Source organism: Nonomuraea sp. NBC_00507, assembly GCF_036013525.1.
Lineage (GTDB): Bacteria > Actinomycetota > Actinomycetes > Streptosporangiales > Streptosporangiaceae > Nonomuraea.
Genome location: NZ_CP107853.1, coordinates 4,953,659 through 4,971,755, shown reverse-complemented (window position 1 = coordinate 4,971,755; position 18,097 = coordinate 4,953,659). Strand labels below are relative to the sequence as shown.

Below are 18,097 nucleotides of genomic sequence, written 5' to 3'. Positions count from 1 at the left end.
CCATGTCACCCGAGTTGGAGGACGAGGATGAGCCAATCGCCCCATGACCTGCAGATCGACAGCAGCGGAGACCAGTTCGTCGTCTCGGGGCCCGCGCCCCGGCTGTCGTGGAAGCTGCCGCGGGAATGGAGCGGGCAGGACGGCTACGATCTCCAGTTGCGCGTGGACGGCGTCGAGACGGTGGTGGAGAACGTCGTCTCGGCCCGGCATTTGTTCCTCGAGTGGCCGCTGCCGCCCTTGCGCAGCCGGCAGTGCGTCGCCTGGCGTGTTCGCACGCACAGGGGCGGACGGTCGTCCGAGTGGTCGCCCTGGCACGCGTTCGAGTCGGCCCTGCTGGACGGGGACTGGTCGGCGCGTTGGATCTCCCCGCAGGAGGACGACAAGCAACGGCGTCCGGCGTACGTTCTCGCCGGCGGTGTGGAGCTGCGGGACGACATCGCCTCGGCTCGGCTCTACTCCACCGCGCTCGGCGTCTATGAGGCGTTCGTCAACGGTACGCGGGTAGGGACGGCCGAGCTGGCGCCGGGGTGGACGTCGTATGCCGACACGCTCCACGCGCAGGCCGCGGACGTGACGGCGCTGCTCCGCGGCGGCGTCAACGACCTGGAGATCCTGCTGTCGGACGGCTGGTTCCGGGGCAGCGTCGGCACCTGGCGCAAGCGCGACTCCTGGGGCACCGTCACCGCGGCCAGGCTCCAGCTCCACGTCCGCTACGCCGACGGCACCGAGACGGTCGCGGTCACCGGCGAGGAGTGGACCTCGCGCCCCGGCGCCATCGTCGCCGCCGACCTCATGAACGGCCAGACGACGGACTTCACCGCCGAACGCGGCACGACCCGGCCCGCGCTCGTCGATGCGGTCAGCGCGCCGCCGATCAGCTGGTCCCCGGCCCCTCCGGTGCGGCGGGTCGAGCAGCTTCCCGCGCGTTCGGTGACCCGGCACGACGACGGCGCGTCCATCGTGGACTTCGGCCAGAACGCCTCCGGCTGGATCACCCTCACCGACCTCGGCCCGGCCGGTACGCGTACCGTGATCGACCACGGCGAGCACCTGGACCCGGCCGGGGACCTGACGACGACACATCTGGACAGCCAGAAGCCGGGTGAGGCGGCGATCCCGTTCGTGCAGCGCGACGAAGTCGTCTCCTCCGGAAGGCCCGGCGAGGTGTTCGAGCCCCGGCACACGGTGCACGGCTTCCGCTACGCGCGCATCTCCCGCGCCGTGGACCCGGCGAGCGTGACCATGCACGTCGTGCACACCGACCTGCGCCCGACCGCCACCTTCACCTGCAGCGACGACGACCTCAACCGCCTGCATGAGGCGGCCCGCTGGAGCTTCCGCGGCAACGCCGTCGACATCCCGACCGACTGCCCCACCCGCGAGCGCCTCGGCTGGACGGGCGACTACCAGATCTTCGCACCGACCGCCGCGCGCCTGTACGACGTGGACGGCTTCAGCCGCAAGTGGCTGCGCTCGGTCCGCGACGACCAGCTCGACGACGGCCGCGTGGTCAACTCCTCCCCCGACGCCAACCGGCTCAAGACCCACGACGACCCGATGGCGAACGCGATCACCGGCTCGGCCGGCTGGGGCGACGCCATCGTCCACGTCCCGTGGGTGCTCTACGAGACCTACGGCGACCTGGGCGCCCTCACCGAGAACTGGCCCGCGATGCGGCGCTGGGTCGAGTGGGCACTCGCCACCGCCCGCACCGCCCGGCACCCCTCCCGCGTCGAACGCTCGGCCGGCCCACTCCCCCACGAGGAGTTCATCTGGGACGGCTCCTTCCACTGGGGAGAGTGGACCGAGCCGAAGCAGCGCGCTGCCGACGGATCCCTCATCGACCCTGTGATGAGCGACCCCATCGCCTGGTACACCGCCGACAAGGGCGAGGTCGGCACCGCCTACCTGTACCGCTCCGTACGCACTCTCGCCACCGTCGCCGAGGTGCTGGGCCACGCCGACGACGCGGCCCATTACCGCGAAACGGCCGAGAAGGTGCGCCGGGCGTGGCAGAGCGAGTTCCTCGACGCCGAGGGCCGCACGAAGTCCGGCACCCAGGCCGGCTATGTACGCGCCCTCGCCTTCGACCTCGTGCCCGAGGACCTGCGCGACAAGGCCGCCTGGCACCTGGTTGCCCTCATCGACGCGGCCGGTGGCCACCTCACCACCGGCTTTCTCTCAACAGCGGATCTGCTCCCCGTGCTCGCGGACACCGGTCACCCGGACGTGGCCTACCGGCTGCTGCGGCAGCGGACCTCCCCCTCCTGGCTGGGCATGCTCGACCGGGGCGCCACCACCATCTGGGAGGACTGGGACGGCGTCTCCGAGGACGGCAGCGCCACGGCCTCCCTCAACCACTACAGCAAGGGCGCGGTCATCCGCTTCCTGCACACCCACACCCTCGGCCTGCGTCAGGCCGCAGGCTCCGTCGCATGGGAGTCCTTCCTCGTCGCGCCCGTGCTCAACGACGCGATCACCTGGGCAGAGGGCACGTTCGACAGCCCGCAGGGGCGGATCGCCGTCGCCTGGCGCATCCAGGACGATCATCTGACCATCTCGGTCGACGTCCCCGGAGGCTCCCAGGCGCAGGTCAGGTTCCCGGATGGCACCACGTTCCACACCGGTCCCGGCCGCTTCTCCCGGCGACACCCCCTTTCCTGACGAACGAGGGCGGGTCGCGGCCGTACGCTCGCCCGCTGGACGGACAGGCCGAGCTGAACCGCGGCAGCCTCCGCGTCGACGGCGCAGCGGTCGGCGGTGTGACGCTCTTCGCACCGCAGCGCCGGTTTGTCGGTGGGGCGATCTATTGTCCCGGCCATGACTTCAGCGACGCAGGCGTACACGTACGCCGCGCCCTCCTCCCTTGTCGACGGTCGCCTCGGATTGGCGACCTCCGGCGGACGGGCCCTGTCCGGCCCGGCCGTGGCCCCCCGGTTCTTCAGCGGCGTGGTGACCCAGGCGGCCCCCGCCGCAGCGGCCCTGCTCGGCGTCGCCGATGTGGCGCTGGCCCGCTACCACCAGCCGCAGGCGCGGCCCGGCTGGGTGCGCGACCCCGTGGTGACGTGCAACGGAGACCGGTTGCGGTTCGAATCGTTCTCGGCCTGTGGCGGTGTGTACGCCCGGCTTGATCTGCTGAACGGCTCGCTCGACGGCGAGGTGTTCGACCGGGGCACCACCAACGTCGATGTGAACGCGCCGCTCCGGGAGGCGCTGGCGCGCATCGGCGCGCGTGACCCGTTGCACCTGGGGGTGGGCCTCGACGAGCTGGTCGTGACCACGATGGACGGCGCGGTGGTGGAGAAGAAGGTGCCGCTGCCCGAGCGCTGGTTACGCGGATTCGCCGAGGTGCAGGTCATCGCCTCGGGCATGGACCAGCGCGGTGAGCTGACCGGCATGGCGGCGGTGCGGTTCCTGCGCGGGCTGCCCAAGAAGGGCACGGTGTGGGTGGCGCAGGCGGGGCGTGAGCTGAAGGTCTCCGCCCGTCAGGTTCCGGGCTCGGTCCAGCTCGCCGGCCCCAACCGGCTCGGCACCCTCCTGCCGCTGCTGCGCTTCGCGAAGTCCCTCCGGGTGTACGGCCCGGCCGACGCCGCCTCCAGCGCCTGGGAGCTGGAGCTTCCGGGCATGCGCTACACGCTCACTCTCTCGCCCGAGCGCTGGCGTGGCTTCTCCGGCGAGGGCGCGGTGCTGGACGACCTGGCCACCGACGAGGCCGAGAACGACGCCGACGTCGTGGGGATGCTGCTCAACTTCGAGCCCGAGGTCGAGATCGGCCTGCTGGCCGACCGAGCGGGCATCCCCGCCGACCGGGTGCGGGCCGCGCTGACGCAGCTCGGCGTCGCCGGCCGGGTCGGCTACGACCTGTCGGAGGCCGCCCACTTCCACCGTGAGCTGCCCTATGACAAGGACAACGTGAGCCTGCTCAACCCGCGGCTGGCCAAGGCGCGCAAGCTCGTCGACGCGGGTGCCGTGCACCTCGAAGGCGAGCTGGCCACCGTCCACACCTCGGGCGGCGCGCGCCGGGTCTCGCTGACCGACGGCTCGTGCACCTGCGAGTGGTGGTGGGACCATCGCGGCTCCCGTGGGCCGTGCAAACACGTGCTGGCCGCCAGGATCGTCGCCCGCGCCGCCGTGGAGGTCTCCCGATGACCCTCTGGACGGAGATCTGTGACCTGGTCACTCGCAACCAGGTCACCCGGCTGGCCGACCGGCTGGTCACGCTCACCGAGGAGGAGCGCGCCGAGCTGGGCGGGCGGTTGCCCGGCCTCGTCAAGGAGCTGCGCCGCGCCCGCACCGAGCAGGTGCGCGCCCAGCATCCCGACGACTTCGAGGAGATGGCCTCCTGGGAGGTCGGCGACCTGCTCGACGAACTGGCCGGCGCGCTGCTGCTGACCGGTGTCGGCGTCATCACCGGACCGGCGGCCGCCGTGACGTGGATGACCGGCCGCGACGTCAACCGCCGCTGGGCCGAGGACCCCGACGTCGCTCAGGTGTGCCGGGTGGCGGCCACCCGCCCCTTGGAGTGGCGTCGCGATGTCGCGGTCCGGCTGGCCCAGCGGGTGCGCCGTCCCGCCGACCGCATCGCGCCGCTGGCCGTGGCGCTGCTGCGTAAGTCCGGCGCCGTGCCGCCCGACCACGACCCGCTGGTGGCCGCATGGCTGGCCGCGCCGAGCGTGGCCGGTGACCCGCTGACCCCCGTGCTGCTGCCTCGTGTCTTCGCCGCTGACGGCGCGGGCCGCGCCCTCCGTGACGAGCGGCTGGAGCCCCGGCCAACCCGCTGGCTGGCCACCGCCGCCCGCGAACTGCCCAGGGAGGAGGTGCTCGACGGTTGCGTGAGCCGTTTCCTGCGCGGCGGCGAGGCGCAGGACCTGCGTTTCTTCGTCCGGCTGCACACGCTCCTCGACCCCACGCCCGCGGAGTCCGCACCCCGCCTGCGCGACTACCTGCGGTTGTTGCCGTCGGCGCCGGGCACGGTCGCCGAGCTGGCCGCGGGGCAGGTGCGCGGGGCGATGCCCCTCGACCACGCCGACCTGGTCGAGGCGGTCGACGCACTCACCTTCCGGGACGAGGCCAAGCTCGCCACCACAGGCCTGCGCTGGCTCGACCAGGCGATACGGGCCACGCCCGAGGCGGCCGCCGACTTCGTGACCGCGCTGACCACGGCGTACGCGCACAAGTCCTTCGACGTGCGCAACCGCGCGGTCGAGCTGACCCTGAAATACGCCGACCTGTTCGCCGACCACGCCGAGGCGATCCTCGACGGCGTCCGCCACCTCCCCGCCGACCTGGGCGCGAAGCTGGCCGAGCAGTACGGCGGGGAGATCCCGGTCGAGGAACTGCTGGAGCACAAGGAGTTCCCGCCGCTGCCCGAGCCGCCGGAGGCGCGGCGGTTCCCCGAGCCGTCGATCTTCCCCGGCTACCACGAGGGCTGGGTCGGCCAGGAACGCTGGCTGGCGGCCTTCGTCGCCGGGATCGCCGAGGACCGGGCGAAGGTGTGCCGTAAGCTCGAGCTCCACGTCGAGCAGAACCAGGGTTACTGGCGGTCCAGGGAGGTGCTCCTCGACCCCGGTGATTGGCAGTCGGCGCTGTCCGCCGAGCTCGTCACCCCAGGCAGCGTGCCGGAGCCACCGCCGATCGGGCCGGAGAAGTTCTGGGACAGCGCGAGTTACTCCGTGCAGGTGCGCGAACTCACTCGTGGCGAGGAGCCCGACGCGGAGCCGTCGCCCCAGCGGATCGCGGTGGGCGGCTTCGGCTTCTACCGGCCTGGCCGCTACCTCGACGACGACGCCCCGCTGCGAGCCTTCTTCATCACCTGGACCAGCGACGACGGCCCGGACATGGCGGTGGCCCACGAGGGCGACCGGCAGATCCCCTTCGCCGGGGGCCGGATCCACCTGAACGGCTCCCCCACCGACGCCGAGCAGCCCTGGTATAACGGCACCGACGACGAGGAGGACGAAGAGGAGATCGGCGACGACGGACTTCCGGATCACCTCCCTCCAGTCCGGACGAGGCCCGGCGTCGTGTACGACGACTCCGAAGAGGCCATGCCGTCCTTCATCCTCGACGACGTCTACGAGCAAATGGCCGAACTCGGCGTGGACCCCGCCAGGATCGCGGCGATGCGGGCCGGCGGACAGGTGCCCCCGCCAAGCCCTGGCGAGCCGCTCATACAGGTGACCGTCGTCTTCGTCCCGCCCCGGCTGCGTTCCTCCATGCCCGAGCCGCTGCCCGAGCACGACGAGTTGCGGCGGCGCAACCGGCTCCCCCACCCCAACGGTGTCTCTCCGCCCCACGACTTCCTGCTGCACCGCTACGTGGAACTCGCCGAGGCCCTCCGCAACGGCACCCTGCCGCCGGTGCTGCTGGCCACGCCGACCTGGATGAGCGGCCACCTCGACCCCGACGTGCTGATCGACCGGCTGGAGACCTGCGCCGCCGCCGGCGTGGAGCCACCTCCGGCCGACCTGGCGCAGGCGCTGCTGCGCTTACCCCGGGGCTGCCACCCGGCCGCGGCCGAGCGGGCCGCCAAGGTCGACTCGGAGGCGGCGCGTTCGGCCGCCCGCTGGCTCGCCGGTGACGGCATGGCCGACCCCGAGTGCGGCCACGTGTGGCGCCACATGGCGGGCGCGTCCATGGTCGACTTCGGCGACGGCGAACCGGAACACTTCACCGAGGTCAGGCTGCAGCCGGTGCTGCGGGTGACGGCCCCGACCGGCCATCGGCTGATCGACGAGGTGCTGCTGCGCGAGCCGTTCGACTGGAGGGTCGACGAGTCCGGCGGCACGCTCAGGGCATGGCCCGCCATCCTGCCCTCGCACCGCGAGGTCGTGGCCGTCAACTTCCTGCCCTTCCTGCTGCGCGGCGGCTGGGGCGCGTGGGCGGCTCCGTCGGAGATCGCCGGCTTGGAGATCGCCCAGGGCCCGATGGGCGAGTCCACGGCGGTGATCCTCGCCTTCCTCCTGGCCGACAGCGTGCCCGGCATGATCCCGCTGGTCCTGAGCATGGCCGCCAGGGGCGAGCTGCCCGCCGAGGCGATCGGCCGCCAGCTCGCGCTGGTGCTGCGCCGCACCTGGCGGGAGACCCGCCCCGCCATCGCGGCCCTGACCGAGCTGGCCGACGCCGGCGGCCACCAGGAGGTGTGGCACATCCTGCGCGCCCTGCTGCCCGGGATGCTGCCGGGCGAGGGGCGGCGCATCACCGTGACGCACGCCGATCTCGTCGCCTTCGCCGCCGACGTGGCACGCTGGACCGGCGCGCGCGGGGAGATCCCGGTCATCGGCGAGTTCGCACGCAGTCGCCGGGCGACCCGCTTCGTCCACGAGTGCAAGCGCCTCCACGCCCACCTCACCGGAGCCACGTCATGACCTCTGGCGACATCCGTACCGAGATCAGGAATCTCGTGCTCGACCGCGACGCCACCGTCGGCTGAGACGCCTTCGACTGGACCGCCAACGACCAGGTCACCAGCCGGCGCGCCGAGCCCGCACCCCAAGGCGCTCAACCACACGGGGGCTGCTGCGGCGTGAGCACTTGCGTGTCCGGAAGTCCCGAGTCATGACGGGGTATGTCGGGGCGCGCGAGCACACACCGAGCACGCTGGCACCAACCCGGAGAAGTTCCGTAGTGACCAAAGAGTGAGCAGGAAACTGGTCTGGATCCTGGTCACCGATGGGGCACATGCTGTCTGCGGCGCAAGGCACAGCCTCGCCTCGACCACTGGGTTTCGCATGCCCAGCGGCCGGTCCCGCGCGCACTCCCAGCGGCCCGACACCACCAGTGCCGTGTGAGCAGCCCGGCAAGCCGATCAACGATAGGAGCAATGTGCCAAGAAGAACTTCTCCGCCCGCCATCGCCCGCGTGGCGATGGCGGCGCTGTTGACGGCCACGATGTCCTGCGGGGCCAACGCGACGGTAACCGGAGAGGGCGTCACCGATGCCGTCGGCAAGCGCGGCATCACCTGGGAGCAGTGCGAGGAGGAGCCCACCGTCGAGTGCGGCACGCTGACGGTACCGATCGACTGGTCCAAGCCGAACGGCCTCACCGTGGACCTGGCCCTCGCCCGGCGCAAGGCCATCGACCCCTCCGCGCGGATCGGATCCCTGCTGATTAACCCGGGTGGACCCGGCAACTCCGGCGTGAACGACATGCTTCGCTCCTCCGGCTTCAGTGAGGACGTCCAGCGGCGCTTCGACATCGTCGGCTACGACCCCCGGGGCGTCGCCCGCAGTGGCTCGGTGACCTGCTCGGCTTCGGTGTACAACCAGATGCCGTCCCCGGTCATGACCAGCCAGGCCGACTACGACAAATGGGTTACCTTCAACAAGAAGCTGCACGCGGACTGCCGCAAGCTCACCGGCCCCCTGTACGACCACATCGACTCGGCCAACGTGGCGCGTGACATGGACGCCATTCGGGCCGCGCTCGGCGAGGACAAGCTGACCTCGTACGGTATCTCCTACGGCACGCTCGCTCAGCAGATGTACGCCCAACTTTTCCCGAACCGGGTCAGGGCCATGGTGCTGGACGGCAACATGGACCACAGCCTGAACGTCAAGGCGTTCCAGGTGACCGACGCGGCCGCCGTCCAGGACAGCTTCGACGAGTTCGTCGCCTGGTGCGACCGGGACACCGATTGCGTCCTGCACAGACGAGACGTCCGGGCACTGTGGAAGGGACTGCTCAAGAAGGCGGACCGCGGCGAGCTGCACTGGCCAGGCGTCAATGACCGCCCGGTGAGCGCCCACAACCTCCTCTGGCTGGCCGTGGTGCTCAACGAGGCGCCCGCCTGGCGGCAGGAGGCCAAGGTGCTCCTCGCCTTGGCCGGCGGGCCGGTGCCGGATGACATGCCGGGCCCTCCCGGCAACGGGCCCGTGGACGGTGAGTCCGCCGAGCTCCCCACCGCGATCCTCTGCGAGGACTTCAATCTGTCGCTCCGGAACTACAACGAGTACGCCGACGTGATGCGCGGCTCCAACGCGGTGGCCCCGGACATGCGGTACAACCCGATGCCGATGGGCGACATGCCGATCTGCCAGGGCCACCCGGTGAACAACCCGCAGCACCGGCTGCGGTACACGGGTAGCGCTCCGCTGCTGGTGGCCACCTCCATGCACGACCCCGACACGCCGTACCAGTGGTCGGCCAACGTGGCCCGCCAACTCGGCCCCAAGGCCAGGCTCCTCACCTACGAGGGCTGGGGCCACGGCATCTACAGAGTGACCCAGTGCACCAGGGCTGCAATCGACAGCTACCTGATCTCGCTGACCGTGCCCGCGCAGGGGGCCCGCTGCCCGGCTGAGGAGCGCCAGGACTAGGTCACCCGACTACGCGCCCTGAAGGGATCTACTCGGTCTGCAAACTTCAGCACGGACGGCCGTACTTGCGGGCTTGTGAGGCCAGGGGTCACCGGCCGTTCCGGCGCTGCGGGTCAGAGCCACAGCCACAGGGCGAGGCCCATGATGACGATGATGATCGACGCGCCGATGAGGACCTTCCCGAACGCGGAAATCTGTTTCAGCCTTCGGGAGGTGGGATCGAGTCTCTGGAAGCGCCTGCGATGCGACGTCTTTCGGCCGTTGCCGTCATCCACGGGGCCGGTCATCCGGTCGAGGCCGGCCTTGATGTGGCCGGCGACGGGCCTTCCGGTCAGGCCCAGGCTGCGCACGGTGCCGCCCGCGAGCGTGTGGAGCAGCGCCGAGGCCGTTCCGGGTGCGGCCTCGGCCACGATGGCGAGCAGGAACGTCTGGGGAGGGCGGTCCAGGTCCCCGAGGATCTCCTCTATGTCAGCCGAGGTGAGCTGCCCGCGGTAGCTCACCCAGAGCACGCTCTGGTAGTAGATGACGCTCTCCTCGGCGGCGCAGATGGAGCTGATCGCCTCGATGAGGTAGCGGTGCCGGGTCAGCGCGTATTTGACGGCCTCCATGGCCCGCGGATCGGTGGGCACGGCGCGGTGCTCGGCCTCGGCTATGGCGACGTCCAGCACCCTGCGGTTGCGGGACTGGACGGCGACGCGGAGCAACTCGTCCTCCGACATGTCGTCGAGGATCCTGCGCAGGTGCTCGCGGCCCAACAGGCTCGCGATGAGCAGCTTGCCCGAGGGGGCGCAGGCAGGCAGGATCCGGCGCATCGCAGCGAGCAGCGCGGGCGGAAGGGCGGGCTCCTGCCGGAACGGTCCACCCAGGTCGACCAGCATCTCCTCGACGTCGGCCGCATGCATCGCCGACCCGTACAACAGCCGGAGCAGGATCTCAAAGAAATGTCGCATGACGGACGAATCGGCCAGCCTTTCAGGCGGGCGGATGGGGTTCGCTCTGATGAACACCCGATAGGTCTTGCGATCGTGGTCCGCCACACGACCGCGAGCCCGCTGCGCCAGCTGCGCGTTGAGGACGGCGAGCCGCTGCCCGTCGGCGTTCGCGATGCTCTCACGGCATTGGTGCAGCAGCTGCTCGACCGAGGGCAGGGCGGCGGCGGCGTGCTGCTCGGCCTGCGCAGGAAGCCGGGGAGAGGTACGGCCGCGGAGCAGCCTGGATGCGGCGGCGCGGTGGGAGGCGTCGTCGAAGTCGCGTGGTTCGGCCGCGGTCGTGAGCCACCTCATCAGCTCACAAAGGTCATCGCCCTGATAGCCCTCCAGTTCCCGCTTGTAGAACAGTGCCTGGGGCGGGATCGACCCCGCGGGATCGCCGTCCTCCCAGGGCAGCTCCCAGGCCCCGTGGGTGGGCGGCACCTCGGCGAAGGAGAGGCGGATCCGATGCCGGGAAGCACTGTTGGTCCAGGTGGAGACCGCCAGCGTGTGGCGGAACCCGTACGGGAGCAGCGCCGCCACCGTGTCCAGGAAGTCCAGCCGCTGGTCCAGGGTGAGATGGCCGGCCCGTACCATGCAGACGGGCTGTCCGGTGAGCAGCAGCGCCGCCGCCCGCCGTGCCGTGTCGTTGACCTGGCCGGCGAGATGACGCTCGTCGTACGCCGCGAGGGAGAGCTGGAACGGCGCGTCGCCGGAGAAGTTCTCCTTCAACAGCGCCTCGTACAGGGCCCGGTACGAGAGCCTCGTCGACTCGGAGGCGATCTCCGCCCAGCGTACGCAGACGTAGTACGTCATCGCGTACGGGCGTTGGAAGCCGTCCTGGGAGTCCGGTTCGGTCTGCAGGGACAGCCCCAGCCAGGGCTCGCCGTCAGGGTCGGAGAAGTAGTTGGTCGCCACCCGCGGGAGGGCCTTGGGCTCCATGGTCCCGGAGGTGAACGCCTTGAGCCACATGCCGAACTCCGCGTTGGTGATCGCCCCCGTGCTGCAGTCGATCACGCTGTAGTCGTCCAGGCTCTCCGGTGTCTTGCCGAGGATCGCCCAGTGGGCGGTCAGCCGTCCCATCGTCTGCTCCTCATCGCGCCGGGCCGGAGCATGCGGCCGAGCCAGATCACGGGCTCCATGACGTTCATGGGGCGGATGGCACCACGGATCGTCAGTCCGCCGCTTGCGTTGTCGATGACGTTCAGGAAGTCGTCCGGGTCGAAGCTGCCGAGATCCTCGTCGATGAACAGGCCCACCGACGAGGTCACGAAGTATCTGATGCGGTCCTGGTGGAAGAAGGCCTCGAGCAGGTCGAGGATCATCTCCGTGTTGTGGTCCTGGGCGTCCCGGCACAGCAGCCGGAAGAAGTCGCGGACCCGCTCCTCGGGCACATGGGGGATGCGCAACTCGTCGATGGGGTCCCGCTCGGTGAACCCCGCTTCGATCGCGGTTCTCAACACCTTCGGGTCGTCGAACTTGGTGATGCAGACCGCGACGTAATGCGGGAGCTTGCCGTCCTGGTACGCGTCGTCGACGAGCATCCGCCCGGCGACCTCGTGCAGAGCGGCGTCCAGGTGTTTGAAGGCGTCACCCACCCGGGCCTCCCGGTCCGGGTCGAACATGTAGATCAGGCCGCGGCTCTTGACCAGGCTGTCGACCAGGGCCTTTTTGTCGATGTTCGACTCGGACTCCGCGTACAGGTCACCGCGCAGGTCCAGGAAGTCGAGCTTGATCTTCGGAGCCTTCCCCTCACGCGTCTCCCACGGCCACCACCATCGTCTGCGCGGCACCCCCGCCGGGCCGATGATCAGCCAGCTGTAGTAGGTGAGGGCCTCGGTCGGGGCCGGGAACGTACGCGTCTGCAGCAGCGTCGTCCGCAACTTCGCCAGCTCCATCCGGGACACCGGGTTCTCCCCGATGAGCCTCCAGCCCGCGTCGGGGGCCTTGTTCAGCGCGATGCTCAGCGCCGCCAGGAAGGCGGTCTTGCCGCTGCCCGAAGCACCCCACATGGCGATGTCAGGCGTGCGATCGCGCTCGGGATCGCCGGGGGAGTCAGTGTCGACCACCGAGGTCCTCATTCTGGGAGTCGGAATTCTGGGAGACGAAGGGAAGGGCGAGCACGGCGGCGGGCGATGTCACCAGGCCGAGCCGGAGCGCGAGTTCTTCCGCGTTCACCGCGTCCACCTGGAACAGCGCGGCCGAGCCGAGCCGATGCCAGGCAGATGAGGCAGTGGCGGGCGGGCTGTCGCAGATGACCGCGCTCCTGAGGTCGTGGCGCTGTTCCATCTCGCGCAGGAGCGCCAGCCAGTCGTACCGCGCAGGGCAGGGGGGCACGCGGTCGAGGCCGGCCCGAGGCGGATGCGGAGGCCGCGCCCCGATGGTGAGCAGCGCCGTCCGCGTGTTGACCGGCTGCGGGAGCAGCCGGGCGCTCACCTCCGCGAGCACGTCCTCGAGTTGGGCGGCGTTCGGGTAGGCCGGCGCGGTGGGCTGCAGGGACTCCAGGGCGGTCCGTGCCTGCGCCGCGGACGCGGACCAGACGGCCATGGCCGGCCGGGTACGGTCCGCGTGCCGGGCGCCGAACACGTGGGTGCCGTATCCCACGACGGACACCTGGAGCTGCCGGGGGTCGAGACGGCGCTCGGCAAGCAGGTCGATGATGTAGCCGGCCCAGTGGCAGCGGGCCTCGAACTCCTTCGCGGTCCCCGCCGTCTCTATGGCGCACACCAGGTGCGCGGGCCGGGGCGCGTAGTGCAGCCGCGACGGCAGCGTGGCCACCACGTCCGCCCACGGCCGGGTGTCCGGCCGGAGGCCGGGGATCCCGGGAAAGCGGACGACGCCGGGCCGCTCCAACACCGCCCGCAGCACATGCCGTCCGGGCGAAAGCGGCGCGTGGTCGACCGACACCAGCTCCGAAGGCTGGAGCGGCCCCGCCCACGCGGAGATCGCGAGCAGCATGCCGCCGACGTCGGTACACGTGACGGCCACCTGGGCGTCCTCCCCCGGCTTCGCACCGGGACCGAAGAGCCGTTGTCCCACCAGTTCGAGTCTGCGGTCGTCCGCGCGCTCACGCGCCATGATCAAGTCGTACACCTGGCGCAGCGGCGCGCCGGCGACCAACTCACGGAGCAGGTCCCCGACCTTGGCCCCGGACACCTCGGCGACCTGGGCCGATGGCCGCCACTGCCGCAGTGCGCGCACGGCGGCCTCCTGCTCCTGCCCGTCGGCGGACCGCACGACCACCACCGGGTCCCCCTCGTCGGCGGAGATCAAATCCTGGGAGACCCGGAGCACCGCGTCGTGGACGTCATCGCCGGCGGCGGCCAAAGTGGACCACTTGGCGGCGGCCCTGCGTGTGTAGTACGTCGTGCCGACCTCGTCGACGCGGACCTCGAAGATCCGTGTTCCGGCGGTGTCGATCTCCACGACCGCCAGCCGTTCCCTGAACGAGGCGATCAGATCGGCGAGATCCCCCCGCAATCCACCCTCTGCGAAATGGCTCAAGAATTTCCCCCACCAGTTTCGGACCCTTGCTTGGTACGAATTAATGTCCTTGGTGGAGTAAGTGATAGTAAAGGGGGATAGTCAAGCTTTTGTCCGTTTTCTGGTAGTTTGTAATCCTTCGTGACAGCACCGCGTGGCGGGCGGTCAGGCCCTCCTGTTATAAATCATGATTGCCGGTTGTTTATGGTAGTCAGTGGATTACTCACGGGGTAGGGCGCAGAGCGCCCTGGTCCCTTTCTCCCGGAGCCGCGCATGGTCGGTAGATGGTTGATCGTCTTGTCGGGTGCCCGTCCGGACGTGCTGGACAGGTGCAGGGGGGAGCGTGCCAGGTTCCACGGCCTGGGTGGCGCCATCCTGACCACAGCCTGCATCGCCGCCATCTCCATGACATTCGCGTTAGCCTCGGCGCTCAAGGTGTTCCCGCCCCTCGCCGTCCTGATCGGCCTCGTCTGGGGCGTGGCGATTCTGAGCCTGGACCGCTGGCTCGTCACCTCCCTGCCCGCCCGAGGCGGAGGACGCCTGTGGCTCGCCCTGCCCCGGGTGCTGCTCGCGTTGCTGCTGGGGGCCGTCATCTCCACGCCACTGGTGCTGCAGATCTTCAAACCCGAGATCGATGCCGAGATCGTCGACATCCAGCAGGAGAAGGCGGACGCGTTCACCCGCGCACAGCAGGGCGGCGAGACCGGCCGGCGGATAGCCGCTCTGGAGAAGTCCGCAGCGGCTCTGGGAGCCGTGATCGCCTCCCGTGGGGAGAGTGCGCTCGATCCGGCGGCCGACCCCCGGATCCAGGAATTGAGCAAGTCGCGCGAGCGGGCGGTGAAGCAGCGGGACGCGTTCTACCAGGAATGGCAGTGTCAGCTGTACGTCGGGCCGCCCAAATGCGCGAAGAAGGGCTCCGGGCCGCTGGCGAAGGCGGCGGAGGAGGCGTACAAGAGCGCCCGCGATCGGGTGAATGACATCGACCGGCAGATCGAGCAGCGCAGGAAACGGCTCAGCGACACTCAGGAGGCCGGAAAGGCGAGCAGGCTGGCCCAGGCGGAGCAGGACCTGAGCAGCGTACAGGCGGAGCTGGACAAACTGACAGAAGGGCAGGCACGGCTCAGATCCGGTTTCGCCGCCGAGATCCAGGGATCCGACGGCCTGCTGCTGCGGCTGGAGGCGCTCAGCAGGGTGTCGCAGAACAATCCGACCCTCACCCTGGCGAGGATCTTGCTGTTCCTGTTCATCCTGCTCATCGAGTGCCTGCCGGTCATCGTCAAGCTGATGCAGCGGCCGGGCAGTTACGACACGATCCTGGCCGCGTTGGAGAAGCGTGAGGTCAATGCGGCCATCGACCAGATCTACGAGGCGGACAGGAGGCCACGGCGCGCCGCCTGGCGGGAGGGCACGACCCGGCCGTACACCGCGGATGAGCCGCGTACCGGAGTCTTCCTCGCTACCGATACGCCGTCCCCGCCCTCGCAGGAGCGCCACGAGGGCACGAGCTTCGAGGACGAGGCGCTCCGCGGCCTCCGAGACAACCGCGCCTCCCGGCCGGCCGGGACGGGCGACAGCCCGCAGGCCGAGTACGCCGGAATGAACGATGATTGGTGAGCACGTCGCGGGCCGGTTCGTCATCGAGGCGCAACTCGGCAGCGGCGGCATGGGTCGGGTCTGGCGCGGCCGGGACAGCAAGCTCGGCCGCGTGGTGGCGCTCAAACAGGTACGCGCGGACGTCGGCCGCCTGCCCGAGCTCAAGGCGCGGGCAGAACGCGAGGCGCAGGCGCTGGCCCGGATCGACCACCCGGGCATCGTCCGCGTCCACGACGTGCTCGACGACCCGGACGGCCCATGGATCGTGATGGACTACGTGCAGGGCGCCTTGCTCGGCGAGTTGATCGAGCGGGGACCCTTGTCCGAGCCCGCCGTGGTGCGGATCGGCGCCCAGGCGCTCGACGCGCTCGCCGCCGCGCACGCGGTAGGGGTGCTCCACCGCGACGTGAAGCCGGACAATATTCTGATCACCGCGTCCGGTGGGGTCGTCCTGGTGGACTTCGGGATCGCCGCCATCGAGGGTCACGAGCGCATCACCATGCTCGGTCACGTGATCGGCACCCCCGACTTCATCGCCCCCGAGCGGTTGCGAGGCACCCCGGCGGGCGAGGCGGCCGATCTGTGGTCGCTCGGTGCCACGCTCTACACGGCCCTGGAGGGACGTCCGCCGTTCCGCAGGGGCACCGAGGAGGCCACCAGGTTCGCGATCCTCACCTTTCCCCCGGACCCCATGACCCGGGCGGGCAGGCTCAGGCCGACGATCAACCGGCTCTTGACCAAGAGCCCGGCCACCCGGATGACGGCCGGCGAACTGGCGCGCATGCTGGAGCAGGCTGCCGGGCGCTCTCCTGGGGTGGAGCCGCGCCGTACGTCGCAAGGCCCTGTCACGAAACCGCCTGCGCCTCCCCAGGCGAACGGGGCTGGAGGGAACCGCTCCTCCGCAGGGAGCGACGGCCGAGGCGGGAACGGCTCGGGAGCGGGTGGTGGCGTGGCGGCGCAACGAGTGCGTCGGACGCTCGCCGGCGCCGGCGCCGCAGAAAGAGGTTCGATGGTCCTCACGCTGCCCGCGGCCGATGCGGCGGTGCTCCTCGCTGAACAGGGGCCGCTGTTCACGACCGCCGCAGTGGAGGAGATGTGCCGCCAGGCGGCGACGTGCGCGAAGATCCTGCAGATGTTGCTCCCGCGCCACGTGGGCCGACTGCTGGACCAGGTACGTGACCCAAGCCTCGTCGCCGGGGTCGTGCTGGCGATGGACCCCCACCACCGCGGACGCGTGCTCGGTCACATGCACGATCGGCATTCCGCTGCGGCCATCGAGGCGATGGCGGCCGTCGATAGCCGGCAGACCGGCCTCGCCCTCGCCGCGATGCCGGAGGACCCGGCCGGTCAGGCGCTCAGTCGCCTTCCATCCGCCACGATCGCCGGGGTGCTCGTGCATTGCCGGCCCTCCTGCCGCGACCGCCTGCTGCCCCTGCTACCGTCCGCGACCCGCGGCGACGTCGAGCGCAGACTCGCCGCCGAGGGATAGCCGCCCGATTCGTCCTCTCGCTGGTAGCGGTTCTGGTCTGGGGGCGCCGCGTGGATCTGCCAGACGTGAATGAAGGCCGGCAAGCGGCGTTGGTAGACGTCGGTCACCAGGGCGATCAGGATGACGGGACGGGGCCGGTCGAGTCGCGGACGCTGAGGGTCGTCGCCAGTTGGAGGTGCCGGGAGGCGGGCTGGACACCGTCCGCCATGCGCAGGACGGTCTCGACGGCCATCCGGCCCATGCCGACGAGAGGCTGCCGGACGGACGTGAGCCGGGGCGTGGTCCACTCGGTCTGCGGTGTGTCGTCGAACCCCGTGACCGACAGCTCGCTCGGGACGGTGATGTGAAGCTCCTTGGCCGCGGCGAGGATCCCGACGGCGATCTCGTCGTTGCCTGCGATGATCGCGGTCGGCCGCTCGTCGAGCGCGAGGAGGTCATGGCCGTGCCGGAGTCCCGCCTCGACGGAGAACGCCTCGTGGCGGATCATGGCGCGGTCCGGCGTGATGCCGGCCGAGTCGAGCGCGGCCTGGTAGCCGTGGAAGCGTTCCAGTGAGGGGGCAGAGCCCAGGGGGCCGCCGACCCAGGCGATCCTGCGGTGGCCGAGCTTGATGACGTGCTCGGTCGCCGAGCGACCGCCCGCCCAGTTGGTGGAGCCGATGCTGACGAGACGTGATTCGGACGTATCGATGGGGTCGATCGTCACGACGGGCACCTCGAGATTCTCCGCGGCGAGGAGCATCGGGTCGGGCACGGCGACGGCGAGCGCGATGATGCCGACGACACCGGACGCCTTCTGCTCCTCCATCCAGGCGCGGGCCGCCGTACGGCTCGTGCTGATCGGCTCGTCGGGCGGCAGGCGAAGGAGGAGCTCGGCCTGCGCCGAGGTCGCGGCCACGAGGATGCCCTGGAGCACCGTTCCGGCGTAACGGGACTCCACGATGTCGAGCACGGTGACGAGGGTCCGCTCTCGCGGATGCTGGTGTCGCACCGCCGTCGGCTTGTAGCCGATCTCGGCCATGGCTCCGAGCACCAGGTCGCGTGTCTTCGCCCCTACATCGCCGCGCCCGTTGAGAACCTTCGAGGCGGTCGCCTGCGAGACGCCGGCCAGTCGGGCGACATCCGCCAAAGTGGCTCGCTCGGAAGGACCTCGCCGGCGCATCAGGGCTCCCTTCAGGATTCGAAATTATTTCGAAACCTACCACGGACCCTTCCTGGCCGGGCTGCCACCCGTTGACACAGGACGGGC

General features: G+C 70.4%; 10 protein-coding genes. 6 read left to right on the top strand and 4 right to left on the bottom strand.

The window, feature by feature from the left end:
- The first annotated feature begins 27 nt into the window (after nucleotides 1-27).
- The 4 genes from OHA25_RS24370 to OHA25_RS24355 all read left to right on the top strand — a co-directional run bounded on the left by OHA25_RS24370 (nucleotide 28) and on the right by OHA25_RS24355 (nucleotide 9,318).
- Nucleotides 28-2,664, top strand: coding sequence for an alpha-L-rhamnosidase (locus OHA25_RS24370; RefSeq protein ID WP_327589811.1), 2,637 nt, complete (start codon nucleotides 28-30; stop codon nucleotides 2,662-2,664).
- 156 nt (nucleotides 2,665-2,820) lie between these two features.
- Nucleotides 2,821-4,149, top strand: coding sequence for an SWIM zinc finger family protein (locus tag OHA25_RS24365; RefSeq protein ID WP_327589810.1), 1,329 nt, complete (start codon nucleotides 2,821-2,823; stop codon nucleotides 4,147-4,149).
- Nucleotides 4,146-7,367, top strand: coding sequence for a hypothetical protein (locus OHA25_RS24360; protein WP_327589809.1), 3,222 nt, complete (start codon nucleotides 4,146-4,148; stop codon nucleotides 7,365-7,367). Before OHA25_RS24365 ends, OHA25_RS24360 begins: the two co-directional genes overlap by 4 nt.
- A 457-nt stretch (nucleotides 7,368-7,824) precedes the next feature.
- The gene (locus tag OHA25_RS24355) at nucleotides 7,825-9,318 is read left to right on the top strand and encodes an alpha/beta fold hydrolase (RefSeq protein ID WP_327589808.1); all 1,494 of its coding nucleotides are present in this window, start codon (nucleotides 7,825-7,827) and stop codon (nucleotides 9,316-9,318) included.
- A 113-nt stretch (nucleotides 9,319-9,431) separates the two neighbouring features.
- Here OHA25_RS24355 and OHA25_RS24350 read toward each other — a convergent pair whose 3' ends face one another.
- Genes OHA25_RS24350 through OHA25_RS24340 form a run of 3 tightly spaced genes read right to left on the bottom strand, consistent with a single transcriptional unit; the run spans nucleotide 9,432 to nucleotide 13,790 of the window.
- Nucleotides 9,432-11,369: a hypothetical protein gene (locus OHA25_RS24350; protein ID WP_327589807.1), complete on the bottom strand. Its 1,938-nt coding sequence runs from the start codon at nucleotides 11,367-11,369 to the stop codon at nucleotides 9,432-9,434.
- Nucleotides 11,357-12,355, bottom strand: coding sequence for a hypothetical protein (locus OHA25_RS24345; RefSeq protein WP_327589806.1), 999 nt, complete (start codon nucleotides 12,353-12,355; stop codon nucleotides 11,357-11,359). Before OHA25_RS24345 ends, OHA25_RS24350 begins: the two co-directional genes overlap by 13 nt.
- On the bottom strand, nucleotides 12,342-13,790 hold the full coding sequence (locus OHA25_RS24340; protein WP_327589805.1) for a hypothetical protein: 1,449 nt from the start codon (nucleotides 13,788-13,790) through the stop codon (nucleotides 12,342-12,344). The genes OHA25_RS24345 and OHA25_RS24340 overlap by 14 nt, the downstream gene beginning before the upstream one ends.
- A 252-nt stretch (nucleotides 13,791-14,042) precedes the next feature.
- Between OHA25_RS24340 and OHA25_RS24335 the strand changes: the two genes are divergently transcribed.
- A complete protein-coding gene (locus OHA25_RS24335) occupies nucleotides 14,043-15,383 on the top strand; it encodes a DUF4407 domain-containing protein (RefSeq protein WP_327589804.1) in 1,341 nt (446 codons plus the stop codon).
- Nucleotides 15,373-16,851 carry a serine/threonine-protein kinase gene (locus OHA25_RS24330; protein WP_327589803.1) on the top strand — a complete coding sequence of 493 codons (1,479 nt, stop codon included), beginning with the start codon at nucleotides 15,373-15,375 and terminating at the stop codon, nucleotides 16,849-16,851. The genes OHA25_RS24335 and OHA25_RS24330 overlap by 11 nt, the downstream gene beginning before the upstream one ends.
- Nucleotides 16,852-16,966: 115 nt before the next feature.
- On the opposite strand, the gene OHA25_RS24325 is transcribed toward OHA25_RS24330, so the two are convergent.
- Nucleotides 16,967-17,977 carry a LacI family DNA-binding transcriptional regulator gene (locus tag OHA25_RS24325; protein ID WP_327589802.1) on the bottom strand — a complete coding sequence of 337 codons (1,011 nt, stop codon included), beginning with the start codon at nucleotides 17,975-17,977 and terminating at the stop codon, nucleotides 16,967-16,969.
- Nucleotides 17,978-18,097: the final 120 nt, after the last annotated feature.

Coding starts and splice junctions, on each gene's coding strand:
- OHA25_RS24370 (WP_327589811.1), top strand. CDS start 28: ATGAGCCAATCGCCCCATGACCTGCAGATCGACAGCAGCGGAGACCAG.
- OHA25_RS24365 (WP_327589810.1), top strand. CDS start 2,821: ATGACTTCAGCGACGCAGGCGTACACGTACGCCGCGCCCTCCTCCCTT.
- OHA25_RS24360 (WP_327589809.1), top strand. CDS start 4,146: ATGACCCTCTGGACGGAGATCTGTGACCTGGTCACTCGCAACCAGGTC.
- OHA25_RS24350 (WP_327589807.1), bottom strand. CDS start 11,369: ATGGGACGGCTGACCGCCCACTGGGCGATCCTCGGCAAGACACCGGAG.
- OHA25_RS24335 (WP_327589804.1), top strand. CDS start 14,043: ATGGTCGGTAGATGGTTGATCGTCTTGTCGGGTGCCCGTCCGGACGTG.
- OHA25_RS24330 (WP_327589803.1), top strand. CDS start 15,373: ATGATTGGTGAGCACGTCGCGGGCCGGTTCGTCATCGAGGCGCAACTC.